At 44.6% G+C, this 22,419-nt stretch carries 20 protein-coding genes and 1 pseudogene; 3 read left to right on the top strand and 18 right to left on the bottom strand.

Annotated elements, in window-relative coordinates:
- Positions 1 to 2: 2 nt before the first annotated feature.
- Together MUG84_RS16035 and MUG84_RS16030 are read right to left on the bottom strand one after the other, a co-directional pair.
- The gene (locus tag MUG84_RS16035; RefSeq protein WP_244726421.1) at positions 3 to 1,289 is read right to left on the bottom strand and encodes an alpha-L-fucosidase; all 1,287 of its coding nucleotides are present in this window, start codon (positions 1,287 to 1,289) and stop codon (positions 3 to 5) included.
- Between the two features lie 38 nt (positions 1,290 to 1,327).
- Complete coding sequence (locus tag MUG84_RS16030; RefSeq protein WP_244726419.1) at positions 1,328 to 2,713, bottom strand: alpha-L-fucosidase; 1,386 nt, start codon at positions 2,711 to 2,713, stop codon at positions 1,328 to 1,330.
- A 157-nt stretch (positions 2,714 to 2,870) separates the two neighbouring features.
- On the opposite strand from MUG84_RS16030, the gene MUG84_RS16025 reads away from it, so the two are divergent.
- On the top strand, positions 2,871 to 5,162 hold the full coding sequence (locus MUG84_RS16025) for a helix-turn-helix domain-containing protein (RefSeq protein WP_244726416.1): 2,292 nt from the start codon (positions 2,871 to 2,873) through the stop codon (positions 5,160 to 5,162).
- Between the two features lie 254 nt (positions 5,163 to 5,416).
- Here the strand turns inward: MUG84_RS16025 and MUG84_RS16020 are convergent, their stop codons facing one another.
- The 12 genes from MUG84_RS16020 to MUG84_RS15965 form a co-directional block, all read right to left on the bottom strand.
- Positions 5,417 to 7,027: a type 2 periplasmic-binding domain-containing protein gene (locus tag MUG84_RS16020; protein ID WP_244726414.1), complete on the bottom strand. Its 1,611-nt coding sequence runs from the start codon at positions 7,025 to 7,027 to the stop codon at positions 5,417 to 5,419.
- 34 nt (positions 7,028 to 7,061) lie between these two features.
- Entirely contained in the window at positions 7,062 to 7,970 is a 909-nt protein-coding gene (locus MUG84_RS16015) for a carbohydrate ABC transporter permease (RefSeq protein ID WP_244726412.1), read from the bottom strand.
- A 15-nt stretch (positions 7,971 to 7,985) separates the two neighbouring features.
- A complete protein-coding gene (locus MUG84_RS16010; protein ID WP_244726410.1) occupies positions 7,986 to 8,948 on the bottom strand; it encodes an ABC transporter permease in 963 nt (320 codons plus the stop codon).
- Positions 8,949 to 9,320: 372 nt separating this feature from the next.
- A complete protein-coding gene (locus tag MUG84_RS16005) occupies positions 9,321 to 10,127 on the bottom strand; it encodes an inositol monophosphatase family protein (RefSeq protein WP_244726408.1) in 807 nt (268 codons plus the stop codon).
- Between the two features lie 22 nt (positions 10,128 to 10,149).
- Complete coding sequence (locus MUG84_RS16000; protein WP_244726406.1) at positions 10,150 to 10,656, bottom strand: GNAT family N-acetyltransferase; 507 nt, start codon at positions 10,654 to 10,656, stop codon at positions 10,150 to 10,152.
- A 5-nt stretch (positions 10,657 to 10,661) separates the two neighbouring features.
- A complete protein-coding gene (locus tag MUG84_RS15995; RefSeq protein ID WP_244726403.1) occupies positions 10,662 to 11,306 on the bottom strand; it encodes a hypothetical protein in 645 nt (214 codons plus the stop codon).
- Positions 11,307 to 11,555: 249 nt separating this feature from the next.
- Complete coding sequence (locus MUG84_RS15990; RefSeq protein WP_244726401.1) at positions 11,556 to 12,329, bottom strand: class I SAM-dependent methyltransferase; 774 nt, start codon at positions 12,327 to 12,329, stop codon at positions 11,556 to 11,558.
- 119 nt (positions 12,330 to 12,448) lie between these two features.
- Positions 12,449 to 12,907: a phosphoglycerate mutase family protein gene (locus tag MUG84_RS15985; RefSeq protein ID WP_342346125.1), complete on the bottom strand. Its 459-nt coding sequence runs from the start codon at positions 12,905 to 12,907 to the stop codon at positions 12,449 to 12,451.
- A 61-nt stretch (positions 12,908 to 12,968) separates the two neighbouring features.
- On the bottom strand, positions 12,969 to 13,679 hold the full coding sequence (gene thyX, locus MUG84_RS15980; protein ID WP_244726397.1) for an FAD-dependent thymidylate synthase: 711 nt from the start codon (positions 13,677 to 13,679) through the stop codon (positions 12,969 to 12,971).
- Positions 13,680 to 13,786: 107 nt separating this feature from the next.
- On the bottom strand, positions 13,787 to 13,909 hold the full coding sequence (locus MUG84_RS15975) for a YHYH domain-containing protein (RefSeq protein WP_244726879.1): 123 nt from the start codon (positions 13,907 to 13,909) through the stop codon (positions 13,787 to 13,789).
- A 146-nt stretch (positions 13,910 to 14,055) separates the two neighbouring features.
- Positions 14,056 to 14,772 carry a VIT1/CCC1 transporter family protein gene (locus MUG84_RS15970; RefSeq protein WP_244726395.1) on the bottom strand — a complete coding sequence of 239 codons (717 nt, stop codon included), beginning with the start codon at positions 14,770 to 14,772 and terminating at the stop codon, positions 14,056 to 14,058.
- A 179-nt stretch (positions 14,773 to 14,951) separates the two neighbouring features.
- On the bottom strand, positions 14,952 to 15,242 hold the full coding sequence (locus MUG84_RS15965) for a hypothetical protein (RefSeq protein ID WP_244726392.1): 291 nt from the start codon (positions 15,240 to 15,242) through the stop codon (positions 14,952 to 14,954).
- Between the two features lie 318 nt (positions 15,243 to 15,560).
- Here MUG84_RS15965 and MUG84_RS15960 point away from each other — a divergent pair, with 318 nt between their 5' ends.
- Positions 15,561 to 17,741 (top strand): right-handed parallel beta-helix repeat-containing protein, encoded by a 2,181-nt coding sequence (locus MUG84_RS15960; protein WP_244726390.1) that lies wholly within the window; start codon positions 15,561 to 15,563, stop codon positions 17,739 to 17,741.
- A gap of 129 nt (positions 17,742 to 17,870) precedes the next feature.
- Here the strand turns inward: MUG84_RS15960 and MUG84_RS15955 are convergent, their stop codons facing one another.
- The 3 genes and pseudogenes from MUG84_RS15955 to MUG84_RS15945 form a co-directional block, all read right to left on the bottom strand.
- A complete protein-coding gene (locus MUG84_RS15955; protein ID WP_244726388.1) occupies positions 17,871 to 18,347 on the bottom strand; it encodes a DUF3995 domain-containing protein in 477 nt (158 codons plus the stop codon).
- 972 nt (positions 18,348 to 19,319) lie between these two features.
- Positions 19,320 to 20,060, bottom strand: a complete 741-nt coding sequence (locus MUG84_RS15950; RefSeq protein ID WP_244726385.1) for a GNAT family N-acetyltransferase — start codon at positions 20,058 to 20,060, stop codon at positions 19,320 to 19,322.
- 27 nt (positions 20,061 to 20,087) lie between these two features.
- Positions 20,088 to 20,219 (bottom strand): annotated as a pseudogene (locus MUG84_RS15945) (DJ-1/PfpI family protein); the annotation flags it as partial.
- Positions 20,220 to 20,366: 147 nt separating this feature from the next.
- On the opposite strand from MUG84_RS15945, the gene MUG84_RS15940 reads away from it, so the two are divergent.
- Positions 20,367 to 21,149, top strand: coding sequence for an alpha/beta hydrolase (locus tag MUG84_RS15940; RefSeq protein WP_244726382.1), 783 nt, complete (start codon positions 20,367 to 20,369; stop codon positions 21,147 to 21,149).
- A 638-nt stretch (positions 21,150 to 21,787) separates the two neighbouring features.
- Here MUG84_RS15940 and MUG84_RS15935 read toward each other — a convergent pair.
- On the bottom strand, positions 21,788 to 22,162 hold the full coding sequence (locus MUG84_RS15935) for a VOC family protein (RefSeq protein WP_244726380.1): 375 nt from the start codon (positions 22,160 to 22,162) through the stop codon (positions 21,788 to 21,790).
- Between the last annotated feature and the right edge of the window lie 257 nt (positions 22,163 to 22,419).

Genomic DNA, 22,419 nt, shown 5'->3' with positions numbered 1-22,419 from the left:
TTTTAATTATGCGTTACGACCGTGCCGGAGCCTCCGTACATTTCCACTTCCTCGTCGAACTCCAGCTTCAGCACCGTAACCTGATCATGCGAGTCCTCGGCGGTCATATGAATCCATGTCGTTCCCGGAATGTTGAACCATGGGACGCCGCCATGAATCTCATGCGTAAGCTCTTTGCCCGAGTGGAGCACCGTGATTTTACGGATCTTATTGCATAATCCCTTGAGGCATACATTCTCCTTCGGATCGTCGTAGACAAAAAGGTACAGTGTCTTCCGGTCTTTGGAAATCGTGCTGCCTCCCAGGTAATAGCGTGTCATGATCCCTTCCTCTGTTCCAAAGACCGCCTCTTCGTGCGTACGTATCCATTCGCCAAGACCCAGCAAAATATCCTCCTGCCGCTGATCAATCGTCCCGTCTTCCCTTGGACCGATATCTAGCAGCATGTTGCCTCCCAGAGAGATGCAATCGCAGAACATACGGATGATCTGATTAAGCGATTTATACTTGTCGTCTGTCGGTACATAGCCCCAGGAGGTATTAATCGTCGTACAGAATTCCCACGGACCTTCAGGTCTGGTAATCGGAAGTCCCTGCTCCGGCGTCTTATAGTCTCCGTGTCCTTGAAGCCTTGAGTTGATGATGAGGTCTGGATTGAATGATTTCAGGTAATGCTTGAACTCCGGCAGATTCCACTGCTCGGCGCTCCGCTCCCAATCACCATCGAACCATAACAGATCCACCTTGCCGTAGTTCGATAAAATTTCCTTCAGCTGATCATTATTAAACTTCAAAAACTTCTGCCACTTCTCTTCGTCCTGCACACCGTCGACTGGATTCGAATATTTATTGACCTGGCTCAAATCCTCCGGAACCATGCCGTTTGCATACACGCTTGGATAATCCGGATGCGACCAATCGATCAGCGAAAAGTACATACCGAGGTGGATACCCCTTTTCGTGACCGCTTCAGCGTACTCCTTGATCAAATCCCGCTTGGCCGGCGTTTTTTTCACGACGTTCAAATCACTGTACTGCGTGTCCCACAGCGCGACGCCATCGTGATGCTTGGTCGTAAGTACGGCGTACTTCGCTCCTGATTTCTCAATCAGATCGGCCCAGTAGTCCGCATTAAATTTAGACGCGGTAAAGCCATCCAACTGTTTCATGTATTGTTCATACGGAATCCGCCCGTTATAAAAAGACCATGATTCGGCAACCCCGTCGACTGCATAAATGCCATAATGAATGAAAATGCCCAATTTCGCTTCCTCAAACCATTTTTGCATATCAGGTCAGCACCCTTCTTATACGATATTGAAGTTATTTATTGGTTGATTCGGAATACATGCGCGATTGGTGCCCCGGCCTGACGCTCCGTATCCGGAAGACGGACTACGACACCTTTGTCCGTGCGGCGGTATTCAAGATTGTCCTGCCCTCCAACCAGATCAATCCGGCTAAAATCGGCTGTAAGCGGCAAATGCAGCTCCTCTTGAACCGTCTCATGTTCATCCTTATACAAGTGGAAGGCGTAGGTGGTGTCGTCTTTTCGGGTAAATTTAACCTGGCCAACCGAGCAAGGTTCACAAATCCGAGTTCCGTAAATCGCCTCTCCATAAACCTTCAGCCATGCTCCCATCCCCTGAATCCGGGAAATGGCGGTTTCAGAAAGTCTACCATCGGGCTGAGGTCCGACATTAAGTGCGAGGTTGCCGCCTTTAGCCACAATTTCCACGAGCAGATGAATGAGTTGGCGTACCGATTTATAGTTGTCCTCGTAGCGGAAGGAGAAAGACGTGCCCATCGTAATGCAGCTCTCCCACGGCACATGCAGCGCATGTTCGGGCAGCGTTTGCTCAGGTGTGATCAGATTCTCGTAAGGTCCACCCACCGTGCGGTCTGCCGAAAGCAGCCAAGGCTGGATTTGGCGGGCCTTCTCCACCACTTCACCCAGTCTGATGTTCTGATCGCGATAGTCATTGACCCATCCTGCATCAAGCCAGAGCACGTCGATCCGGCCGTAATTCGTTATCAGCTCCATAATCTGCTCATGGGTGAACCGGACGAACTGCTCCCACAGCCAAGGATATTCCTTTGGATCGTAGGACGGTCCCCGCCACATTGAGGTTCCTGGCTTCATCCCCGGTGCCCAGTAGTATGGCGTATGCCAATCGGCTTTGGAGAAATAAGCGGAAATGCCGAGGCCTTTTGCGCGGAATGCATTGAACAGCTGTTTCACGATGTCGGCATATTTATGCGTATGGAATGGGCAATCCGGCCCCGTAATGCGGTAGTCGGTCGTATGAGTATCCCACATGCAGAAGCCGTCATGATGTTTGGTCGTAAAGTTCAAATATTTGAAGCCGTTCTCCGCAGCAAGATCAGCCCACAGCTCAGGTTGGAAGCGGAGCGGATTGAAGGTCTTGTTGAGGTTAAAATACTGCCGCTTTAATTCTTCCGCATCAACATTCCAGTCAATCCCATTACGGGACCATTCCCCATCCGCGTCGCTTAAGGCCCATGATTCTACGACACCGAGCTGTGAATACGGACCCCAATGCATCATGAGTCCCAGTTTCTGATCCTTAAACCATTCCAGCCGCTCAAGCAGCAGCGGATCTTCAGGCTTTACCCATTGTTCTTCGCTGCTATAATTATGGACCCCTTCCTGGGCGACTATCTCTTCTTCTAACAGCTTATTTTCACTCATGTTATCCCTCCATTTGATCTATCATTTGATCTATCATTTGTTCCTCTCCTGTTACTTTCAGCCTCAAGATTTAATAATCTCCATCTTGATGTCTATGTCCAAAAGGTGGTTTTGTTGCTATATTAAAATCATCTTGAGTGAACAGGAGGCAGAATCATTGAAACCGAACTACTTTAAATCCAAGCTATTCATGAAATATATCTGGTCCTATTTGTTCATTCTGCTAATCCCATTAGTGCTGATGACCATATTTATCTATCAAAATGCAGTCTCGAATTTACGTTCCGAAATCGAACAATCCCGGCTCGCCCAATTAACGCAAACCAAGGTCATCATTGACGCGCGGATGAAAGAGCTAAGCGAAATCGCCTCCCGCATCTCCTACGACAAAAGGCTGACACCCTACCATGTTCATGACCCGATTTACAGCGGAGAAGCCATTCAGGCGCTGGATCAATACAAATCCACCAGCTCCATTATTGACGAGATCTATTTGTATTTTCATAAGGATGACAAAATTTACTCCAGTAAAGGCCTGAACAATCTTGATGTGTTCACCAGCAATGTAAGTTTTCAAAATTGGAAAGGCGATGTCCTGCTTCAAAACCTGAATACCGTAAAATATCCGACGATGCGTCCGGCCGATATCGTAAGCAAACCATCCGGGCGCGAGGAAACGATGCTGGCTTATCTGATTCCTATTACGCCGAACAGTTCGAATCCGCATGGAACGGTCATGTATCTCATCAAGGAATCCGAGCTTACGAGCCTGATTGACTCCATTCTCGGAAAATATCAGGGTTTGACTTACATTCTGGATAATGAAGGTCATGTTCTGGTGGACAATCGCCATGGCGAAGCATTATCGAGCGCTGATGCAAAGTCATTATTCGATAACCTGTCTCCAGGGATTCAGAACCGGAACCTGAACGGGCAGGAGCACTCCATTGTATCCGTAAAATCGGAAAATAATGGCTGGACCTACGTAACCATCATGCCAAGTGCCCAATTCTTCAGCAGCGTCCTGCATGTGCGCAGCTTCATCATCATGCTGTTCTTCATCGTCGTGCTTGTCGGTGCCGCGATCGCACTCGTGCTGGCCAGAATGCAGTACCAGCCGATCTCCATGCTGGTCGAATTCGCAGATTCCAAATCCGGTGCGAAGGCTTCCGAAAGCGGTTCCAAGCTGACCCTAAATGAACTTGACCGGATCCGGTCTGCCCTACAGGAATATAGTTCGCGAATCGACCTTCAAGAACCTTTCGCCCGTAATCATTTTTTGTCCATGATGCTCAAGTACGGCAGTGCACAGAGCCTTACGCCTGAACTGAAGGAAGCCTTTGATCTTCATTTCGACCGTTCCCATCATTTCGTGATGGTGATCGGCTGGGACGAAAATGAACAGAATGGCCAGCAGGAACGCCAAGATCTGTTGGAACTGCTTACCCAGATCGAATTCCCGGAGCTCGCTGCCCACGGATATGGCGTGGAACTGTCGCAGTTGGATCAGCTCGGCCTCATCATCAGCTTCAATCTCAGCAGCACAATGGACGAAATCTGGCATATGCAGCAGATTGTCGAAGCTGTGCGAAGCCATATGCTCGAATCGTTCGACATGATCCCTATGATCGGAGTAGGCACATGCTATGTAAATCTAGATCAGCTGAACCAGTCCTTTATTGAAGCCTGCTCGGCGTTCGAGATGCGCGTATCTACCGACCATGGATCTGTATCCTACTTCGAGAAGCTGTCGTACACACCGGATCATGCATTCTGGATTCCGAACAATACGCTGCTGAAACTCTCGCAGAGTCTCAAGCAGGGCAGCTACGATGTGGCGGCACAAATGATCCATTCAGCCATCCAAAGCCTGCGAACGTCCGAGCTGTCTGCTCTGCTTACCCGGTGCATCTGCTTTGATCTTTTGAATACGATACTCAAGACCGCATCCGAGCTTGGTAACCACGGCATGATGCAGCAAGTCGCACCGAACATGATTTACAGTAATTCCTTAGATGAACTGGAGCGCAGCCTGCTGAATCTCGCATCCGAGATTTGCAACCAGGTAGAGCAGGACAATCAGAAGGAAGAGCAGTCGATCATCGATCAAATCGTTGCTTATATCGACGGTCATTATACGGATAACACTTTAAGTCTGGAGACGGTGGCCTTTGAATTCGGCATCTCGCCATCCCATGTCAGCCGTTCGTTCAAGGACAAAATGGGCCTCAATTTCATTCAATATATATGGCAAAAAAGAATGGAAGAAGTCATGCATCAGCTGAAAATGACGAACGACCCACTTAAAGACATTATCCTGAAGGTCGGCTATCTAGATACACCTAACTTCATCCGTAAATTCAAGAAGGAAACCGGTTATACACCAGGACAATACCGTAAAATGTTCACGGAAGGCGGCGCATCCGTAAACGATTTGGATGACGAATAACAAGATAACCCCACAAAGTGGAGACTTTGCTTCAAAGCTGATTCAGGTACTTTGTGGGGGTCCCGGAAATTAATATGAAAGCCAACACCCGGGCATCTGGGACCGGGACATGTTGGCTTCATTTTTGCTAAGATTTAAGAAAGAATAATCTTCGAAGAGTCAACATCCTTATATCGCAAGAAAAACGACATCTAAACGCGGTCTGTCTTCTGTGAAGGTACGTCGATAGACGTTTTTCTTATGCGTAAGCAGGCTTATTTCCCCGTGTTCCAGCGGTCGTATGCGCCTTGATACAGCTCGACGATGCGATCCCCGCCCATTTTTTTGATTTGCGCCACATACTTGTCCCAATTGGATAGCGGCTCTTGGCCTGTTATGAATTTCGCTTCCATTTGCTGCACGTACGTATCCAGGTCAGAGAAAAGGGACGACGCTTCGCTTTGCTCCTCATTCGTCAGATAGACGTTAGGGTAAGGAGCCTTGCCGATCGGTACAAGCTTCTCTGTATTTTCTTTATCGATCCAGGCATCAAAATCGCTCTTCAGCCCCTTGGTCAATTCGCTTGAGCTCATTCCCGGAGTTTGAATGCCATAGTTTGGTGTAATCGTACCTCGGACTTCCTCCCGGTCCTTTCCTCCTTGAACAGGCAGCCACTCTTTCTCATGGGTTTCTTTATTTTTGTATTTCCACAGCAGATTCTCAGGTCCTTGCGTAAACAGCGTTGCGCCATCATAACTGAATTGGTAATCGATCCAGCGCATCGTCGCTTCCGGAGCCGGGTTATGGCTAGTGATGGCAAAGGTTCCATTCGCGGAAATACCCGGATGCTTACCGTAGACCGGAGAACCTGGCACCTCACTCTTCACCGGCGTCATCAGCGGATTGTCTGTGCTTGGCTCTCCGCCCAGTGTAAAGTATGGGAAGTAGTCACTGAATAACGCAATTTGATTGTTTTGCCCTTTAGCTTTCTTTTGTTCAGGCGTTTGCGAGAAGGTTTCATGATCCAGCAGATTTTCCTTCCACAGACGGTTCATGAAGGTTAGATATCCTTTGTAGCCTTCTTCCTGAGGCGTATAGTGAACCTTTCCATCCTTATCAGCGTAGACTTTCTCATCGTAAATACCCCAGAAGCCGAGGAAATACATACGCAAATCATCCAGCTTCACAGAAGTCAGCGGAATTTCGTCTTTCTTACCGTTGCCGTTCGGATCCTCATCCCTTACTCGTTTCAGGAAAGTATACAGCTCGTCCGTCGTCTTCGGCTCCGTCACATTGAGCGCTTTCAAGAATTTACCGTTATACCACATTGGACCGCGGTACCATACAGCTGACAAATCGATATTCGGAAGCGCATAGATATGTCCGTCAGGCGTCGTAAACGATTTGCGGATGTCCGGATGCTCGTCAAATATTTTCTTAATGTTCGGGGCGTAGCCTTCATCGATGTATTTATCCAAGGGTATCAAAACACCCTGCGAACCGTAGGTTACTTGTTCGGCCGGCTTCAGATCTGCAGCGTAAAATACATCAGGCAGGTCTCCGCTGGCAAAAACCAGATTCTTCTTGGTAGCAAAACTGTCAATCGGCGCGAGCTGATACGTGAACTTGATTCCGGACAGCTTCTCCATCTCCTGAAGTACAGGCATTTGGTTCCAATCCGCCACACCGGCATCCTGCGACATCATCGTCAACGTAATCGGTTTGTCTACGATCGGAAAGCCTTCTTTCTTCACGCTTTCCGCGCTGGCAGAACCGGAAGAGACAGAGGAAGAACCGCCATCGTTTTTGGAACCACATGCGGCTAGCATGGTCGCAGATAGCGTCAGACAGAGTAAAATAGATGATGCCTTGCGTAGATTTTTCATTATGAACATCTCCCCTTTATGTTGTATGCAAAGATCAACCTTTTACGGAACCAATCATAACACCCTGAACGAAATAACGCTGAAGAAAAGGATAAATCACAATCACTGGTACCGTCGCTACAATGATAACCGCGTATTTGACAAGCTCCGCAATCTCTGCCTTACTGTTCATAGCTGCTGCAGTCGAAGCGTCAATGGCTCCGCCTCCCTGCGCAGACATTTGCTGCAGGACTAGGATTTGGCGCAACACCAGCTGAAGCGGATATTTGGCGGTATCGTTCAAATAAATGAGAGCCGAGAAATAGCTGTTCCAGTTCCCTACCCCATAGAACAAAGCCATAACGGCGATGATCGGCATCGACAGCGGCAGGATGATCTTGATGAACAATCTCATATTGGTACAACCGTCAATCTGAGCAGCCTCCTGAAGCTCTCTCGGAATAGAGCTCTGGAAGAACGTACGGGATACGATGATGTTCCAGATCGATGCGGCTGACGGAATGACAATAGCCCAAATCGTATTGATCATGCCCAACTGTTTGATGAGCAAATAGGTTGGCACCAGGCCACCCCCGAAAAACATCGTGAACATGAACATAGCTGTAAAAAAGTTGCGTCCCACAAAATCCTTGCGGCTCAGCGCATAAGCTGCCGGCAGCGTAACGACCAGATTGATCGCCGTCCCGACCACCGTGTACACAATGGTGTTTCTGTAGCCGGTCCAAATGCTCGAATTCTCAAACACTCTTTTGTATCCGTCAAAGGTAATCCCTTTCGGCCACAGCCACATCTCCCCGGAGCCGACATACTTCGGATCGCTGATCGACGCACTGATCATATACACCAGCGGATATAAAACAATCAGTAGAGCTAGTGAGACAAAAATATAATTGCAAACCAGAAACAATTTGTCTCGTTTGGTTTCTTTCACACCTGACAGCATACGTGTCCCTCCTCTCTACCACAAACTATTCTCGCTCGTCCTGCGGACAACCTGATTCACGACAACCAGCAGCACCGCGTTGATCACGGAATTAAACAGGCCAACCGCTGTCGAGAAGCTGTACTGGGCGTCCACAAGCCCTGAACGGTACACGAATGTGGAGATGACATCAGATGATTCCATATTCAGTGGATTCTGCAGCAGCAGGATCTTTTCGAATCCTACTCCAAACAGACTTCCCATATTCAAAATGAGCAAAATGGTCATCGTCGGAATGAGCGTTGGAATGTTGATATGACGAATACGCTGGAATCGCGATGCTCCGTCGATGATCGCTGCTTCATGCAGACCCGGATCCACGCCCGACAGCGCGGCCAAATAAATGATCGTCCCCCAGCCCGCACTCTGCCATACCCCCGAGAATACGTACATCGACTTAAACCATCTCGGATCGGTCAGAAAGTCTGGAGCGTTAAAGCCAAGACCCTCAATGATATGAACAACGATCCCTGTCGACGGGGACAGGAACGTAATGATCATCCCGGCCATGACCACAACGGAAATAAAGTGCGGCGCGTATGTGACCGTCTGGACCATCTTTTTGAAGAAGCCCGTCCTCACCTCATTAAAGGCAAGTGCCAGAAGAATCGGGATCGGAAATCCAATCGCCAGTTCGTATAAGCTGATGCTTAGCGTGTTCCACAGCAAGTCCCAAAAGTAGTAGGAATGAAAGAAGCGTTCAAAGTGGTCGAAACCGACCCATGGGCTTCCCGTAATCCCTTTTGTTGGAATGAAGTTTTTAAATGCGATTTGGATGCCGTACATCGGTCCATAAGAAAAAATAAGAAAGTAGAAAAAAGCCGGTGCAATGAAGATATACAGTTCCCAGTTCTGAACGATTCTCTTCCATATCCCTTTGCTTGCTCTTCGCGAATTCAGTCGCGCATGACCTGTGGCGGCTACCTTAATATCCTGCATAGGATCACCCCTTCCTGTTCGTAGATTGTCTCTGCTCTAGCTCACCTTTCACCGTATGCAATGTTTGCTAGCGCTTACATGTCTAACAATAGAGGACCAGCAGAATCTGAGTAAATATGTCATTTTTCGTCATCCATGAAAGCGCTGTACATCAATACTGAAAAGCGATTGACAATATACAATGACAACGCGACAATGTGTCATTTTTGCTGTAAGTAGGGGCTTACATTTTAAATATCAATTTTGACCAACTTGTGTAAACTAGCAAACATTTCAAGTTATAGTGCCGTTTTTTCGCATAAAAAAAGACCAGGGCTTTGCCCCGGCCTTATTCATTACTTCGATAAATAGCTCACGATTTGTTTATTTTTCTTACCTTGCCCCTAGGCCCTCTCTTACCAGCTGCAGCAGTTGCTGCTGATGGTCCGGATGACAAGCAATCATATAAGGTTCCGTGCTCATACCGTTAAACGGGTTACCGTCAAAATCAATGACCGCGCCGCCTGCTTCCTTAACCATCAAGATCCCGGAGTATAAATCGTCTCCCTCCGAATTGTACAAAACAATGCCATCCAAATCCCCCTTGGCGAGCATGCACCACTGTAAGGTTGGCGCCCACAGGCGCATCATTCTTTTACATCTGACATCTATGAAGTGCCGCAGCTGAACCGCTGTTGGATCATTTTGAACTTTATGGCCTTGAATCCAGCCTATATTTCCTTTCAGGAAGTTGGGGCTTCTTTTCACATGAACCGGCTTATCGTTGCAATACGTCCCCTCTCCTCTCGCAGAGACAAATAAACGATCCGTCATCGGCTCGTACACGACTCCAAGAACAGGCTGCTGTTGGTACATGAGCGTGATGGATACCGAAAATACCGGCAGCCCGATCGCAAAATTATTCGTCCCGTCCAGCGGATCGATCAGCCACAGCCAATCACTGTCTGATCCAACCCATCCTGCTTCTTCACTGTGGATTTGATGCTCAGGGAAAACATCTTGAATCTGCCCCAGGATCAACCCCTCAGCGAGGTGGTCTACTTCTGTGACGACATCCCCGAATTCGTCTTTGAACTGCACATCGGCAATGTCATCAAACTTATCTTTGGCGATTTGTCCGGCTTGACGTATGATGCGGGTAGCCAGAGCTTTTGCAATTTGGAGAACTTGTTGATCCATGCTTCACCTCTATAAATTCATTTTAGATAAAATAAGCCATCAACTCTCCGTCAAACGCCTGACCTTGATAGATCAATGCATCCTTCTCGATTCCATAAGTAACAAAGCCCAGCCTTTTATACAGCTCCGCTGCCGTATGATTAGCAGTCACGACCGTCAGCTGGATTTGCCGCAGCCCTTCGATTTCTTTTCCTCGGTGCAGGATTTCCTGCATGAGCTTTCTCGCGATTCCCTGACCCCGGTGTTCAGGAGACACATATACGCCCCAGATCATTCCTTTATGACAGACCTTCATGCCCTGCTCTCGCCGGAATCCGGCCATTCCCATCAGAACATTATCTTCTGAAAAAGCCCCCAGAATATAGTTATCGGACATGTTGTTGATCTTCAGTTGAACCTCTTCCATCGGGGTGTGCACTTGATCGACATAGGAAGAGCCAAATGCCTCTGGATTCGATTTAAGCGCTTCAAGCCTTAGCCTCCAAAAATCATCTGCCTGCTCGCGTTGAATATTTTGGATATGCATCATATTTATTAACTCCTTTCAGCCTCCAAATTCCATTCGCGGAATAAGTCGATAAGCTCGTTCGCTGTATTCTCGATAAAACGCATCACCGCATCTTCAATAAAATACTTGGTTTCGATTCCCGGCTCGTTCGACGGATCCAGCAGCCATGCGAGTTTGATATCCCTGTACTTGCTGACTTCATCCTTGGTTACGAAGGGCTCCATGGCATACACCTGCGCCTGCCGCAATTTGGCGATTGCCCCATCCGCCCACTCGGCAGATCGCATCAAAACAAACTCGACTTGGCTGACTTCTTGATTATATGTATCCCTGATCTTGCTTGATTCTTCGTCATACGCTTTCGAAAAATCGGCATACAAGGCTTCAGTCCAACGCATATCCGTATAGATATGGGCAAAATACCCCTTCACGAACTCTTTCCACTCAGCATCCGCGTGCTTATTTAAATAAGCAATATAGTTCATTTTAAGCGTCTCAATGCTTGCAAACCGGCCCTCACTCACCAAATGGGTAAGCCCCTTCTCCGCTCTCGTCACAGGATCCCGCGCATGGATCGCATCCGGCGAAATGCTGCCAATTAATAGTTCGGGTGAAGGATTCGATAGAGATATTTTTTCCGCTACTGCAAAATGAACCATGGGCCAAGGCATAAATAACCTCCGTTCATTCAAAATATCGGCTATTGTCTATAGAGATAATCATAGTTTACTATAATTACATAATATAGGAAGTGGTGATTTTAAGATGTTAAAGAAAGCTTTGCTCATGGGCATGAGTGTTGTATTGATTGGACCATGGCAAAGATTTGATTGCGTGTGAGAAATAAAACATGAGGGCTGATGGAACCTTCGTTCCTTCAACCCTCAATTGATCCCCGCCAATGCGGGTATTTCAAACTTTCATTTTCTGGCCGTAACGATCGGTTGGTAATACCCAGACTCCGCAGGCATGTGCCAACGGATATCTTGAAACCTTGCGCTTCTTAAAGCCTCGCTCAATTCCTCTCTTAATAACGCCCTGTAGGTTGTCTTGTTTACTTTGGTCTGCCACTCCCCGTCGATCTCCTGCATAATGAATTGATTCGTTATATATGCGTTTGTGCCTTCGGCCCAATCCCACACCTGAAAAGCGATCCGTTTGCCGCCATCCATGACCCTGGGTAACGTCGCCCGCTGCTTTTTTAGAATTTCGTGGTCATAGTCCCTTATGGAGATCACTAGCAGTCCGTCACTTTCCAATTTGTCATAGAAATTCCGGCATGCCTTCTCCAGATCTGCATCGGTTAGCAAATGGGGAACCGCATTATCCGCAGATAAGAACACCTCAAACTGCCCAGGAACATCTACGTCCAAAGTCCGAAAGTCCGCCGTACCAAACGAGATTTGAACCCCTAGCTTCTCGGCTTCCCGCTTGGCCCTTTCTATCGATCGTGGGCTCAAATCTGTTGCTGTTACCTCAAACTCGTGTTGTGCCAAGCCCAAAGACTGCGTACCGATACCGCAAGAAGCATCCAGAAGCTTGATCTCTTCCTCGTCCTTCCGCGGATAATGAGAGCGAATGAAGCCATTAAAAAAGTTCCCCTGCCACTGAACCGCTTGGTACCAGTCGTGAAAAATCAAATGGTAGTTTTCCGAAAGCTCATCATAAAAATCCAAGCTGGTATTCTTCTCCATTCAGTATCCCTCACTTTTCAAAAAGGAAATATAATACCCGGCTTCACCTAAAAAATCAGATCTCGTTAAATCCTGCTGACCTAAAAGCTGCCGATAGCTGTTGATCGTACCGTCATGTGTTATGAGAAACGCTCGGCGATGACCCTGATTCTTGATCCAATCCAGCAGCCCGTGGCCCAGCTTTTCAAAATGTCTTCCATCGATTTCGTTAATGCCTTTCTCCCAGAGGACCTGATTGACTCGATCCTGAGTATGAGATTCGGATAATGCTGTTCGACGGATTCAATAGAAAGCAGGAAATCACATATCAAGGTCGTCCACTCGGGGTTCTGCGGAAACATTCTCGGGCCCACTAAGGGAGTGATATATTTCTTGGAGTATGTAAGATCTTCGGTTAATATGCCTAACGTTTCTATAGTTCTCACCGTTGGACTTGCGATAGAAAGATCATCGTTACACAAATCAAACAAAGCTTTCAATTGTTCTGCCTGTATTTTGCCTTTGTTCGTCAAATGGGGATGCATGATATCAAACCGCCCTGGTACATCCAAGTTATGCTCCCCCTGACCATGGCGTATAAAAATTAATTCGATGATCCATCCCCCTTTTTTTTCGGTAAAAGCTATTCGCCTGTCCTAACTATTCACTCTTCCCGATCAGTTCTTCAATCGAAGAAGGATATAACGGCCTGCTCAGCTCCAGAATCGCCTTGGCGTAATCTTGTATTTCTTTTTGCGCATCATGTTCAAGTCTTTGATGTAAAAAGTGGCACACCGACTGCAGCGATGCCGTCCAGTACCATCTGACGTACATGCCATAAGCAGGTAAAAAAAGCCTTGCCTGTTCTGCACACACTCCATTTTGAATTGCCGCTTCATATTTCTGGACGCCTAGTTCTATGTATTCCAGCAGCTCGCTTGTTAACTTTTCACCTTTCTCAGTCCCGAGTACTTCCCCGCTGCCTTGTTTGGAATTTTCCGGTTTGCTCCTCCATTCTTCCGACCCCGGAACATAAAATACCGGTTCTTCCGTAATGTATCTGCGGCTGGATTCGTTCCACGCCTCCATGCTGTCCCCTGTTCCCTCTGCGTGCGAAGAACCGATAACATACTTCCACCATTGTCTGGCAACCATGAGGGGAGCGTAAATTTCATACTGTACAATCACATGTCTAAACGGCGAAGTATGGCCTTCCCTGGCCAGAAACTTGATGAGCCGAATATCTTTTTCCGAAAGCTCCTGAGATTCCTTAGCAAACGATACGCGGGCCGCGTTAACAACCGTTAAATCCGATCCCATATGGTTGACGAGCCTAACATAGCCTTGATCCAAAACGTTGATGAATGACATGATTTCCTCCTTCATATTGTTCGAATCTTCATTTAATTATGAATTCCTCTCACAATAATACAAAACCCAGCCTTCTGGCTGGGTTCCATAATGATGTTGTACACCACTTATTTCCTCTTGTTGTGATAATGATATCCTGTGCAAAGGCCTTTTTGCTTCGACTTGGCCGAGCAATTATGCCCGCCATTTTTATCCGTTCTTCCCGAGTGAGCGTAAGCAGAAGATGTCATTCCGAGCAAAACGATAAAAGCCATAACCGATACTACAAACTTTTTCATTTTCTCACCTTTACATACCCTATGCTTTAGGGCGTAATCGAATCTACATCATTCTACTATAAAACCCATATTCAGGATATACATTTTTGTTAAGGAAATTAAGATATGAATCTCGCGATCATAAAAGCGATGCCAGCAGCCAGCCCGCCAACGAGTGCGGTTTGCCATGCACTTTTAAACGGTCTGGAACCGGTAAATTTTCCTTTGATATAACCAAAAATAAAAAGAGCAATTAATGTGACTGTGACAGAAACTGCCAACGCCATATCCGCATTTGAAATGAAAATGTATGGCGCTAACGGTATGATGCCCCCGACAATATAGGAAAGCCCTATCGTTAATGAACTGTTGAGTGCTCGCTTCGGTTCAGGTTCCTCAAGCCCCAGTTCGTATTTCATCATGAATTCGACCCAGCGATCTTCATCCTTAGCTATCGCATCGACCGCAGTTGCAACAGCATCCTCAGGAATACTCCACCCGCGCAAAATATCTGCGACTTCCTCCCGTTCCCGTTCAGGCATTTCAATCACTTCCCGCTTCTCGCGCGCAAGCTCTGAAATGTAATGCTCTCGGTCCGTACGTGCAGCCAAGTAGCCTCCTAAACCCATGGCAATTGATCCCGCGGCAATTTCCGCAACTCCAGCAATAACGACCAGACTTGTATTGGACACGGACCCCGATAATCCGGCTGCAAGAGCAAAAGGCACGGTTAATCCATCCGCCATACCGATGACGATATCCCGAATCAGGTCCGAAGCCATAAAATGCTTCTCCTCATGATTTTGCTGCTGCACGACATCTTTATCCGCTGACATACTGCTGACCTCCTTCGTATTTGTTTATCTCTTTTGTAGGATAACCATTACCAGTCCAAAATCTAACACTATGCCGCCAAAAATTCCATGCCGCAGCTCACAATCTTTTATATGAATGACCTCTTACGGAAAAAAGCTACTTCGAATAACTCAAAAAATCATTTGTTCTCTTCATGAAATCATTCCAAACTGAGGAAAACCCAATATTTAATCCTAGTCACTCTGATCCCTTCCATTACATCTTGTGTTCTAACTATTAATTGCTCTGCTGATTTCCAGTCATGCTGTTTTTGATAGCTTATTTCACTTTCGAGTTTCACTAAGCCATATTGTATTGTTTTTGATGATAACGTAGGATTAACCATTTCAATCTGAGATCTTAATTGGCCAATTTTATAAGTTTGATAGATAAGACCTACGCCAAGAAGAATAATTATGATAGTGAAAATAATCCTATATCTTCCTTTCATAAAAAGCCTCCTAAAAATGGATCAAACCCATCTCGTATAACATCTAGCGTTCAAGAAATTCTGATCTTCCAAAAGTTCTATTTCTTGTACTTCATGTCCTTCTTTATCGTCTAATCAACTGTCAGTTCTGTAATAAAAACGCATTTTGTACAGTTTTTTCGTATGTTTACAGTACACCAATTTCTACATACATGCTACCTTATAAATATTCTGACAGAAGGAGGTAATATCAGTACGGTTCGGCCAATGATAATGCTGGTAGCGTTTTCAATCGCTCGAATACGGATTTATTTTGAAACCAAGGCGCTAGGAGGAATAATGATGAACAGAAAGATCGGAAAAATCATGATCTGTATGGTTTGTATTGCGACTTATCTCTTTACCCTTGCCCCCAGTGTATTTGCAGACGAGAATGTGAAGGGAGCGGAAACGACTTTTTTTGTCGCTACTAACGGGAACGATGCGAACCCTGGAACGAAAAATGCCCCTTTCCAAACATTAGAGGCGGCAAGAGACGCCATCCGTCAACTCAAAAGCAGTTCCGGATTGCCTAAGGGAGGCGTCAAAGTTTTTATTCGTGGCGGCGAGTACCGTTTCGACAATACGTTTTTACTTGAACAGCAGGATAGCGGAGAGCCTGGAAAACCGATCGTGTATGCTGCTTTTCCGGGTGAACGAGTACAGTTCATCGGCGGCGCAAGCCTTCCGGCTAATATGTTTGCTCCGGTAACGGATGAAGGAATACGGGAGCGATTGCCGGCCGATTCACGAGATGCGATTGTCCAGCTGCATTTGCCGGATCTCGGGATAACTGATTACGGACAAATCCGCCAGGGCGGTTTCGGACCGTTCGATAACATCGCCAATCCCGAACTGTTCTTTAACGAGCAATCGCTGCAGCTTTCGAGATACCCTAACTCCGACTACGTCAAAATCGGCAAAGTAACTGTACTAGGCGGAAACCCGCGTAACAATGCGCCTGATACACCAGGCGGTAGCGATGCCAAAGTTCAGGAAGAATTCCTTAAAGGGCATACGTTCGTTTACAACGATCCGCGTCCGAATAACTGGGTGGATACCGGCGATATTTGGCTTTCTGGCTATTTTTACTGGGATTGGGCAGATGGTAACCTGAATGTCTCCTCTATCGACAAAACGAATAATACCATCTCCACGAAAACGGCGAGCTATTACGGCATTCGCTCCGGACAACGCTATTATTACTACAATATTTTAGAAGAAATCGATCAGCCAGGCGAATGGTATTTGGACCGGTCAACGGGAATGCTGTATCTCTACCCGCCATCAGATATCAGTCAGGCCAAGATCGTTCTATCCCTGATGGATGAACCATTAATCAAGCTGCAGGGTGCATCATTCATCAATTTTGAGAAATTGGATCTGGGCTATACACGCGGCTCGGCCATCGAAATCGTAGACGGTACGGATAATCTGATCTCAGGCTGCACGATTGTTCAAACCGGCGGCTTTGCCGTTGTCATTGGCGACCGGAAAACCGGAACCCAAGGCGGCACCAATAACGGAGTTATCAGTTCCACGATTGTCGATACCGGTATCGGCGGGATTTACCTGGCTGGTGGCGACCGGGTCAGCTTGACTCCTGGGAACAACTATGCCGTAAACAACGAAATCTCTCGTTTTAGCCGCCTCAAAAAAACGTACAGTCCAGCAGTAGAATTATTCGGAGTCGGCAACAAGGTCGCAAACAACTACATTCATGACGCTCCCCACATGGCCATTTTTATTCACGGCAATAATCACCTGATCGAAAAAAATGAAATTTACAACGTTCTTACCGAGACAGGGGACGCCGGGGCTATTTATATGGGACGCGATTGGACTGAGCAAGGAAATGTGATCCGCTACAATTATTTGCATAAGCTGCGAAACAGCTCGGCCAATGACCAAATCGGGGTCTATTTGGATGACATGGCGAGCGGGACGACCGTATACGCCAACCTGTTCGATGACGTATATCGGCCCGTCCTTGTCGGAGGCGGAAGAAACAATGTCATCGATCACAATATTATGCTAAACTCGGTACGTTCCATTTTTGCGGATGAACGCGGCTTGAACTGGGCTGCCTATCATGCCGAGCCAGGCGGGACTCTTAGGGTAAAACTAGCTCAGATTCCTTACAGCACACCACCATGGAGTACAACTTACCCGAATTTGGTCAACATTTTGGAGGATTGGCCTGCGGCTCCAAAATATAATGAAATCACGAACAACCTCATTTACAATACAAGCAAAGATATGGAGATCGCGCCGACGGTATCGACATACGGCAAGATTGAGAACAACTACTTTATCCAAAATGGACAAAAATTACCGGGGAATGCCGGCAGCTCGTTCTCCGAAACGGTTCAAGTCTTTGGAGACGGCAAAGCTGGACTGTATACGGATAAATACCGCAAGAACGTGGTAAGCAATAACAACCATTCACTTGTCAAACTGATGGAGGATTTGAAGCAGTAACGGAATCTGAGCTAATAATCAAGCTTCAACAACCGGCATTACCGATTGTTTATGTTGATTTAGCTGTGAAGCTGCAAACGAAAAACCCTTGCTTCTGCAGTAACGCAGGAGCAAGGGTTTTTACTGCAGCTAGAATGAATTTTGGATGAATTGATATCCCCTTCTTCCAGCCAAGACATATAAGATACCCCCTATCATCCAGAAGGGTTCCCAAATAATCAATCGCCATTTTATCGCGTAAGCACTCATATCAAAATGCAATACATTTAATCCTGCCAAAGAAATGGTTGTAAAATTCCCCAATCCGTACAGAATCATAAATACTCCTGCTACAATGCAAAACAATGACAGCATTTTTCTTATTTTCTTATTGATACTTGTCTTTAAAAGTAATAGTAATAGAATAGCTCCTCCTAGTTTGACAACCCCTGTCACCCAAACTACCGAAATAAACGCAGGATCCCGTTCCATTGCTTTTTTGTAGATTTCTCCACCCAGGGATTCGACTCCGATCATACCGCCAGCAGCCCAATAAAAACTCATTACAGCGAATAATAGCGACCAAGTTACTCCAAGGTAGATAGCCAGATTTTTATGTAATCTCATTCTATAGACCTCCGTACTGGATTTTGAATATTGTATGTATTTTAGGTGGCATTCCGTGTCCGCGACGATACTTACTGTGTAAGCTTAATTATTTTTTTCTTTTAAATCTGACAACAACATCTATGAATATAAAGATTACTGCTACAATAAGTACAACTGCTGAATCTTCTTTAAATTTTTCAATACTAAAATTCTGTACATACTTTACTAGTCCATAGAGGTACATAATAACAACAAATAAAATAATAAGTACTTTGAATTTAGAATTAAACCTATTCAGCCTTTTGAAATTTAATAATATAAGATATAGAGTTATCAATCCGATTATGAACATAAGAATCATAATATGCCACACCTTAGTGAAAAGATTTTTTTTGATTATTATTCGGACGGTATCAACTAACGTTTCAGTATTCACGGTGCCCGAGAAAAAATCAATTCAAATATGCTTTTCCCGCTATCTTGTGGGTACATCAATCCTGACAATACTATTGTTATTATGATGATAATTGCACCCGAAAAATGGTATATGATTTTATTTAAGTACCTACGACTTCTTAGATAAAAAAAGATTATTGTACTGTTTACTAAAAATATAGTCGGTAAATAAATAATTCTTCCTAGACCTGTATAAGGGAAATTAATTATTAAGATTGTAATAGTAAGTACCGAAGGTAACATTGCTAACAGATATCTATTAAGTTCGTTTCCACATCTAAATAAATTAGCAGTGCTCCAATTAGGTATGAAACTATAGAAAGACTTCTTACAATCAGAACATATTTTCATGTAAGGGGCAAAGAGAAGAATTAATACTAGTAAATACCCAGAATTAATCTCACCCGTAAAAAAATAAAAGGCTAATAAAATATAGGTACATAAAAATAGTCTTGTTATTGTCGAACTTGTTTCTTTTACATCTGAACTTTGGCAAACTGGACAAGGCTTCATAAGATATAACACCTTCGATACTTAATTTTCAAAATCCTTAAAATTACACCGCCAATCAGTCACAAACGCCGGATAATATCCTACCCGATAAGCCACTCTTTGGGAGGCAATATTACTTGAGATAACATCGTAAAGTGGTACATAACCACGTTTTAATACTTCAAAAGTTAAGCTGCTTACAAGATAAGTTGCCAATCCCAAATGACGGTATTCAGGGAGTATTTCTATACCAATTTGCCACATCTTTGCACATACATTACAGGCTCCTGCCATGCCAACAATATTACCATTTTTCTTGGCAAGTGCGACCAATACAGTTTGATAGGGATGATTCATATCAGAAATAATTGCATTGTCAAATCCTTCAAGCCCCAATAACTTAGGAACCTCATCCTTCTCAACCACTTCATACGAGAAATTGTCTTGTGGTGACATTGGCTTTATTTTTTCTAAATCGGGAAGAAAGTGCAAGTATAGTCCTCTAATAAATGGCAAGGAAAAAATAGTATCCCTGTCTTTTCCTTGCATCTGCGTTTTGGCAATAGCCAGTCGTTTCGGCGTGGCCGATACCACAATTGATTTGCCCATGGACAAAATTTCAAAATAACGCTCTTTTCTCGGATACGGCCTTCGTCCGGGATTTTCTTTTGCGTCTACAAAAATAACACTGTCTTTTTCTCTGTTCAAGTCGTCAATTGTACAATTCAGGTCAATTGCAAGCTGTGATTGTACGATGTGTATCATTTCTTTTTGTGTCATCATTGTTATACGTCCTTTCCGGTACGAGTCCTTTATTACCTCCAAACAGTAAGGTTCTAGCCAATCATACACATTGGGATGGGTTGTAGCTTTCTTATCCTTCAAAAATCCAGCAGCTCCACACAACAATGAACCCGTACATACAGATACCTTATATTCAACTGAACAAAACTAATGCTATCTTCATAGAACCATCTCCCTTCTAATCTTTTCCGGATTTGCAATTTGAACCAAGCTATCATTCTAATTCTACCTTAATTGGGTTATTATGGTATAATCCTTCTAATATTATTTGAGAGGAGAATTGGTATGCGAGTGTTTACATTCGATTTTCCAGTAAAAGAAGAAACTTATAAAGTTATAGGTGAGCGCAAACTGAAGTTTTACATTTTCGAGCCTGAATCCCCACCAAATGACAGGAGCGCTATATTGTTTTTCATCGGTGGCAGTTTCGGCAAGGGACCTCGAACGCCTGCGGATTTCCAGCATCAAGCAAAATACTTTTCATCAAAAGGTGCCGTTGCGATCTGCGTTGATTATCGAACTGGCTATGACGAAGGATTTACTCCAATTCAAGCTATATGCGACGTCAAATCCGCTGTTCGGTGGTTGCGGGAGAATGCATCTGATCTGGGTGTGGATCCAAATAAAATTGTTGTATGCGGTTCGTCTGCTGGCGGGTACATCGCTGTATCCTCCATTATGTTCGACCATCTGAATAATGACGGTGATAATCAAAGCACAAACCATATTCCAAATGCATTGATCATTTTCGCCGCGGGGATGGATGCTGTTGACATTATGACGAGACGTTATCCCGAGCTACTTGATCAAGCGCGAGAAATGTCACCTTACCACAACGTAAAAAAATGCCTGCCTCCCACGTTATGGATGTGCGGAACAGCAGATGATCTCCTCGAACAAAATAAAGACTTCGTTGATCACATGGTAGCGGAAGGCAATGATATCACCTTTGTCACCTATGATGGTATGGAACATGGCTTTTTCCTTTATGGAAGACACGAGAATAGGCCTTTCCACGAAACTAAACTAAAGATTGAGGAATACTTAAAATCGATAGCTTTTATTTAATTAACCGTGCGAGCGGTTTTTTCTTTTGCCTTACGAACCCGAGAACCTTAAGGCCCGTAAGGCCGGCCGCGACGCGCTTTCATGAATTATCTGCAATTGTTCTAGATTGTGCTCCTAATAAAGGGAATGTAATTATCTGTATTTATTATGTAAATTAACGCCAACAATTGAATAGCTAAATAAATGGTATTGAATATCAAAAAGGATTTCTTTTGTATGAAATATATTGTTAGATATATTGCAGTAATCATTAAAGATAAAATTAGACTCACAAATATACTGATCTTAAACATTTGAACTACCGCTTCAGCTGACGCATACTTTATATTTGTTGTTGATAAATAAAAAGAGTAATTGTCAGCTAAAATATAAAAGAAAATCCACAAATTAAATACTGAGAAAATTCCAATCATAATGCTAGTAAAAATTTTAATTATTTTTTTCATGCTATAGATACTCCCACCTGGAATAAACTACAATCCACTGACCTTTCTATTCTTATGTACTACAACTCCACCCATTAACATTCCAAAAATTGAAAAAATCGCACAGACAAGTGCAGATGATTGTTTTGGAAAGAAATTAAGAACATGTGACAAAAAGATTTCTCCTTAATGTTATATTTGGTTTTTTCCTTTCTATCCACCAAATGCAATCCGATATCCATCAGGATCTTGAATTGTAAATTCACTAAAAAAGTCATTTAGATCAGGACCTCTGACGATTTCTATCCCCTTTTCAGTAAATTCTTCTAAAAATTCTCGTACATTACAATAACAGAAAGCATCAAAGTATAACCCTCCTTTAACCGTTGAAAATGGCCTAACATCATCTGGATTCGATGCAGGATGTAATATAAAGACTACAGAATCTCGTGTCATATGTACATGTTGAACCATGGGTCCACCAACAAGTTCATAATGAAAACCAAGATGTTTATAGTAGTCAATTGACCTTTGTAAATCTCTTACCAGCAATACCATTGTCGGTCCTGACAATACAATGTTCGACATATATATTACCTCTCCTTTTTTTTGGTTTTATAATATAATATTGCACTGGTTTCAGATAATTTGCATTAACTTGTCTTATTATGAGTTCTTGGACTTCCATTCATCTCTTAATAAACCCATATAAATCCTATCTAATTTCTGACCATCTCTTAGAACGCTTTCTCGTATTGTACCCTCAATAATAAAGCCAGATTTTATCACTTAGGCTCGGAGGGTTGTCCGGCTGATTCTATTTCCTTGCTTCTCAACTTCGGCCG

Origin of the sequence: Paenibacillus mangrovi (genome assembly GCF_022898935.1) — a bacterium.
Classification (GTDB): domain Bacteria; phylum Bacillota; class Bacilli; order Paenibacillales; family Paenibacillaceae; genus Paenibacillus_AQ; species Paenibacillus_AQ mangrovi.
The sequence above is the reverse complement of the archived record's forward strand: the minus strand, read 5'-3'. Positions and strand labels throughout refer to the sequence as shown.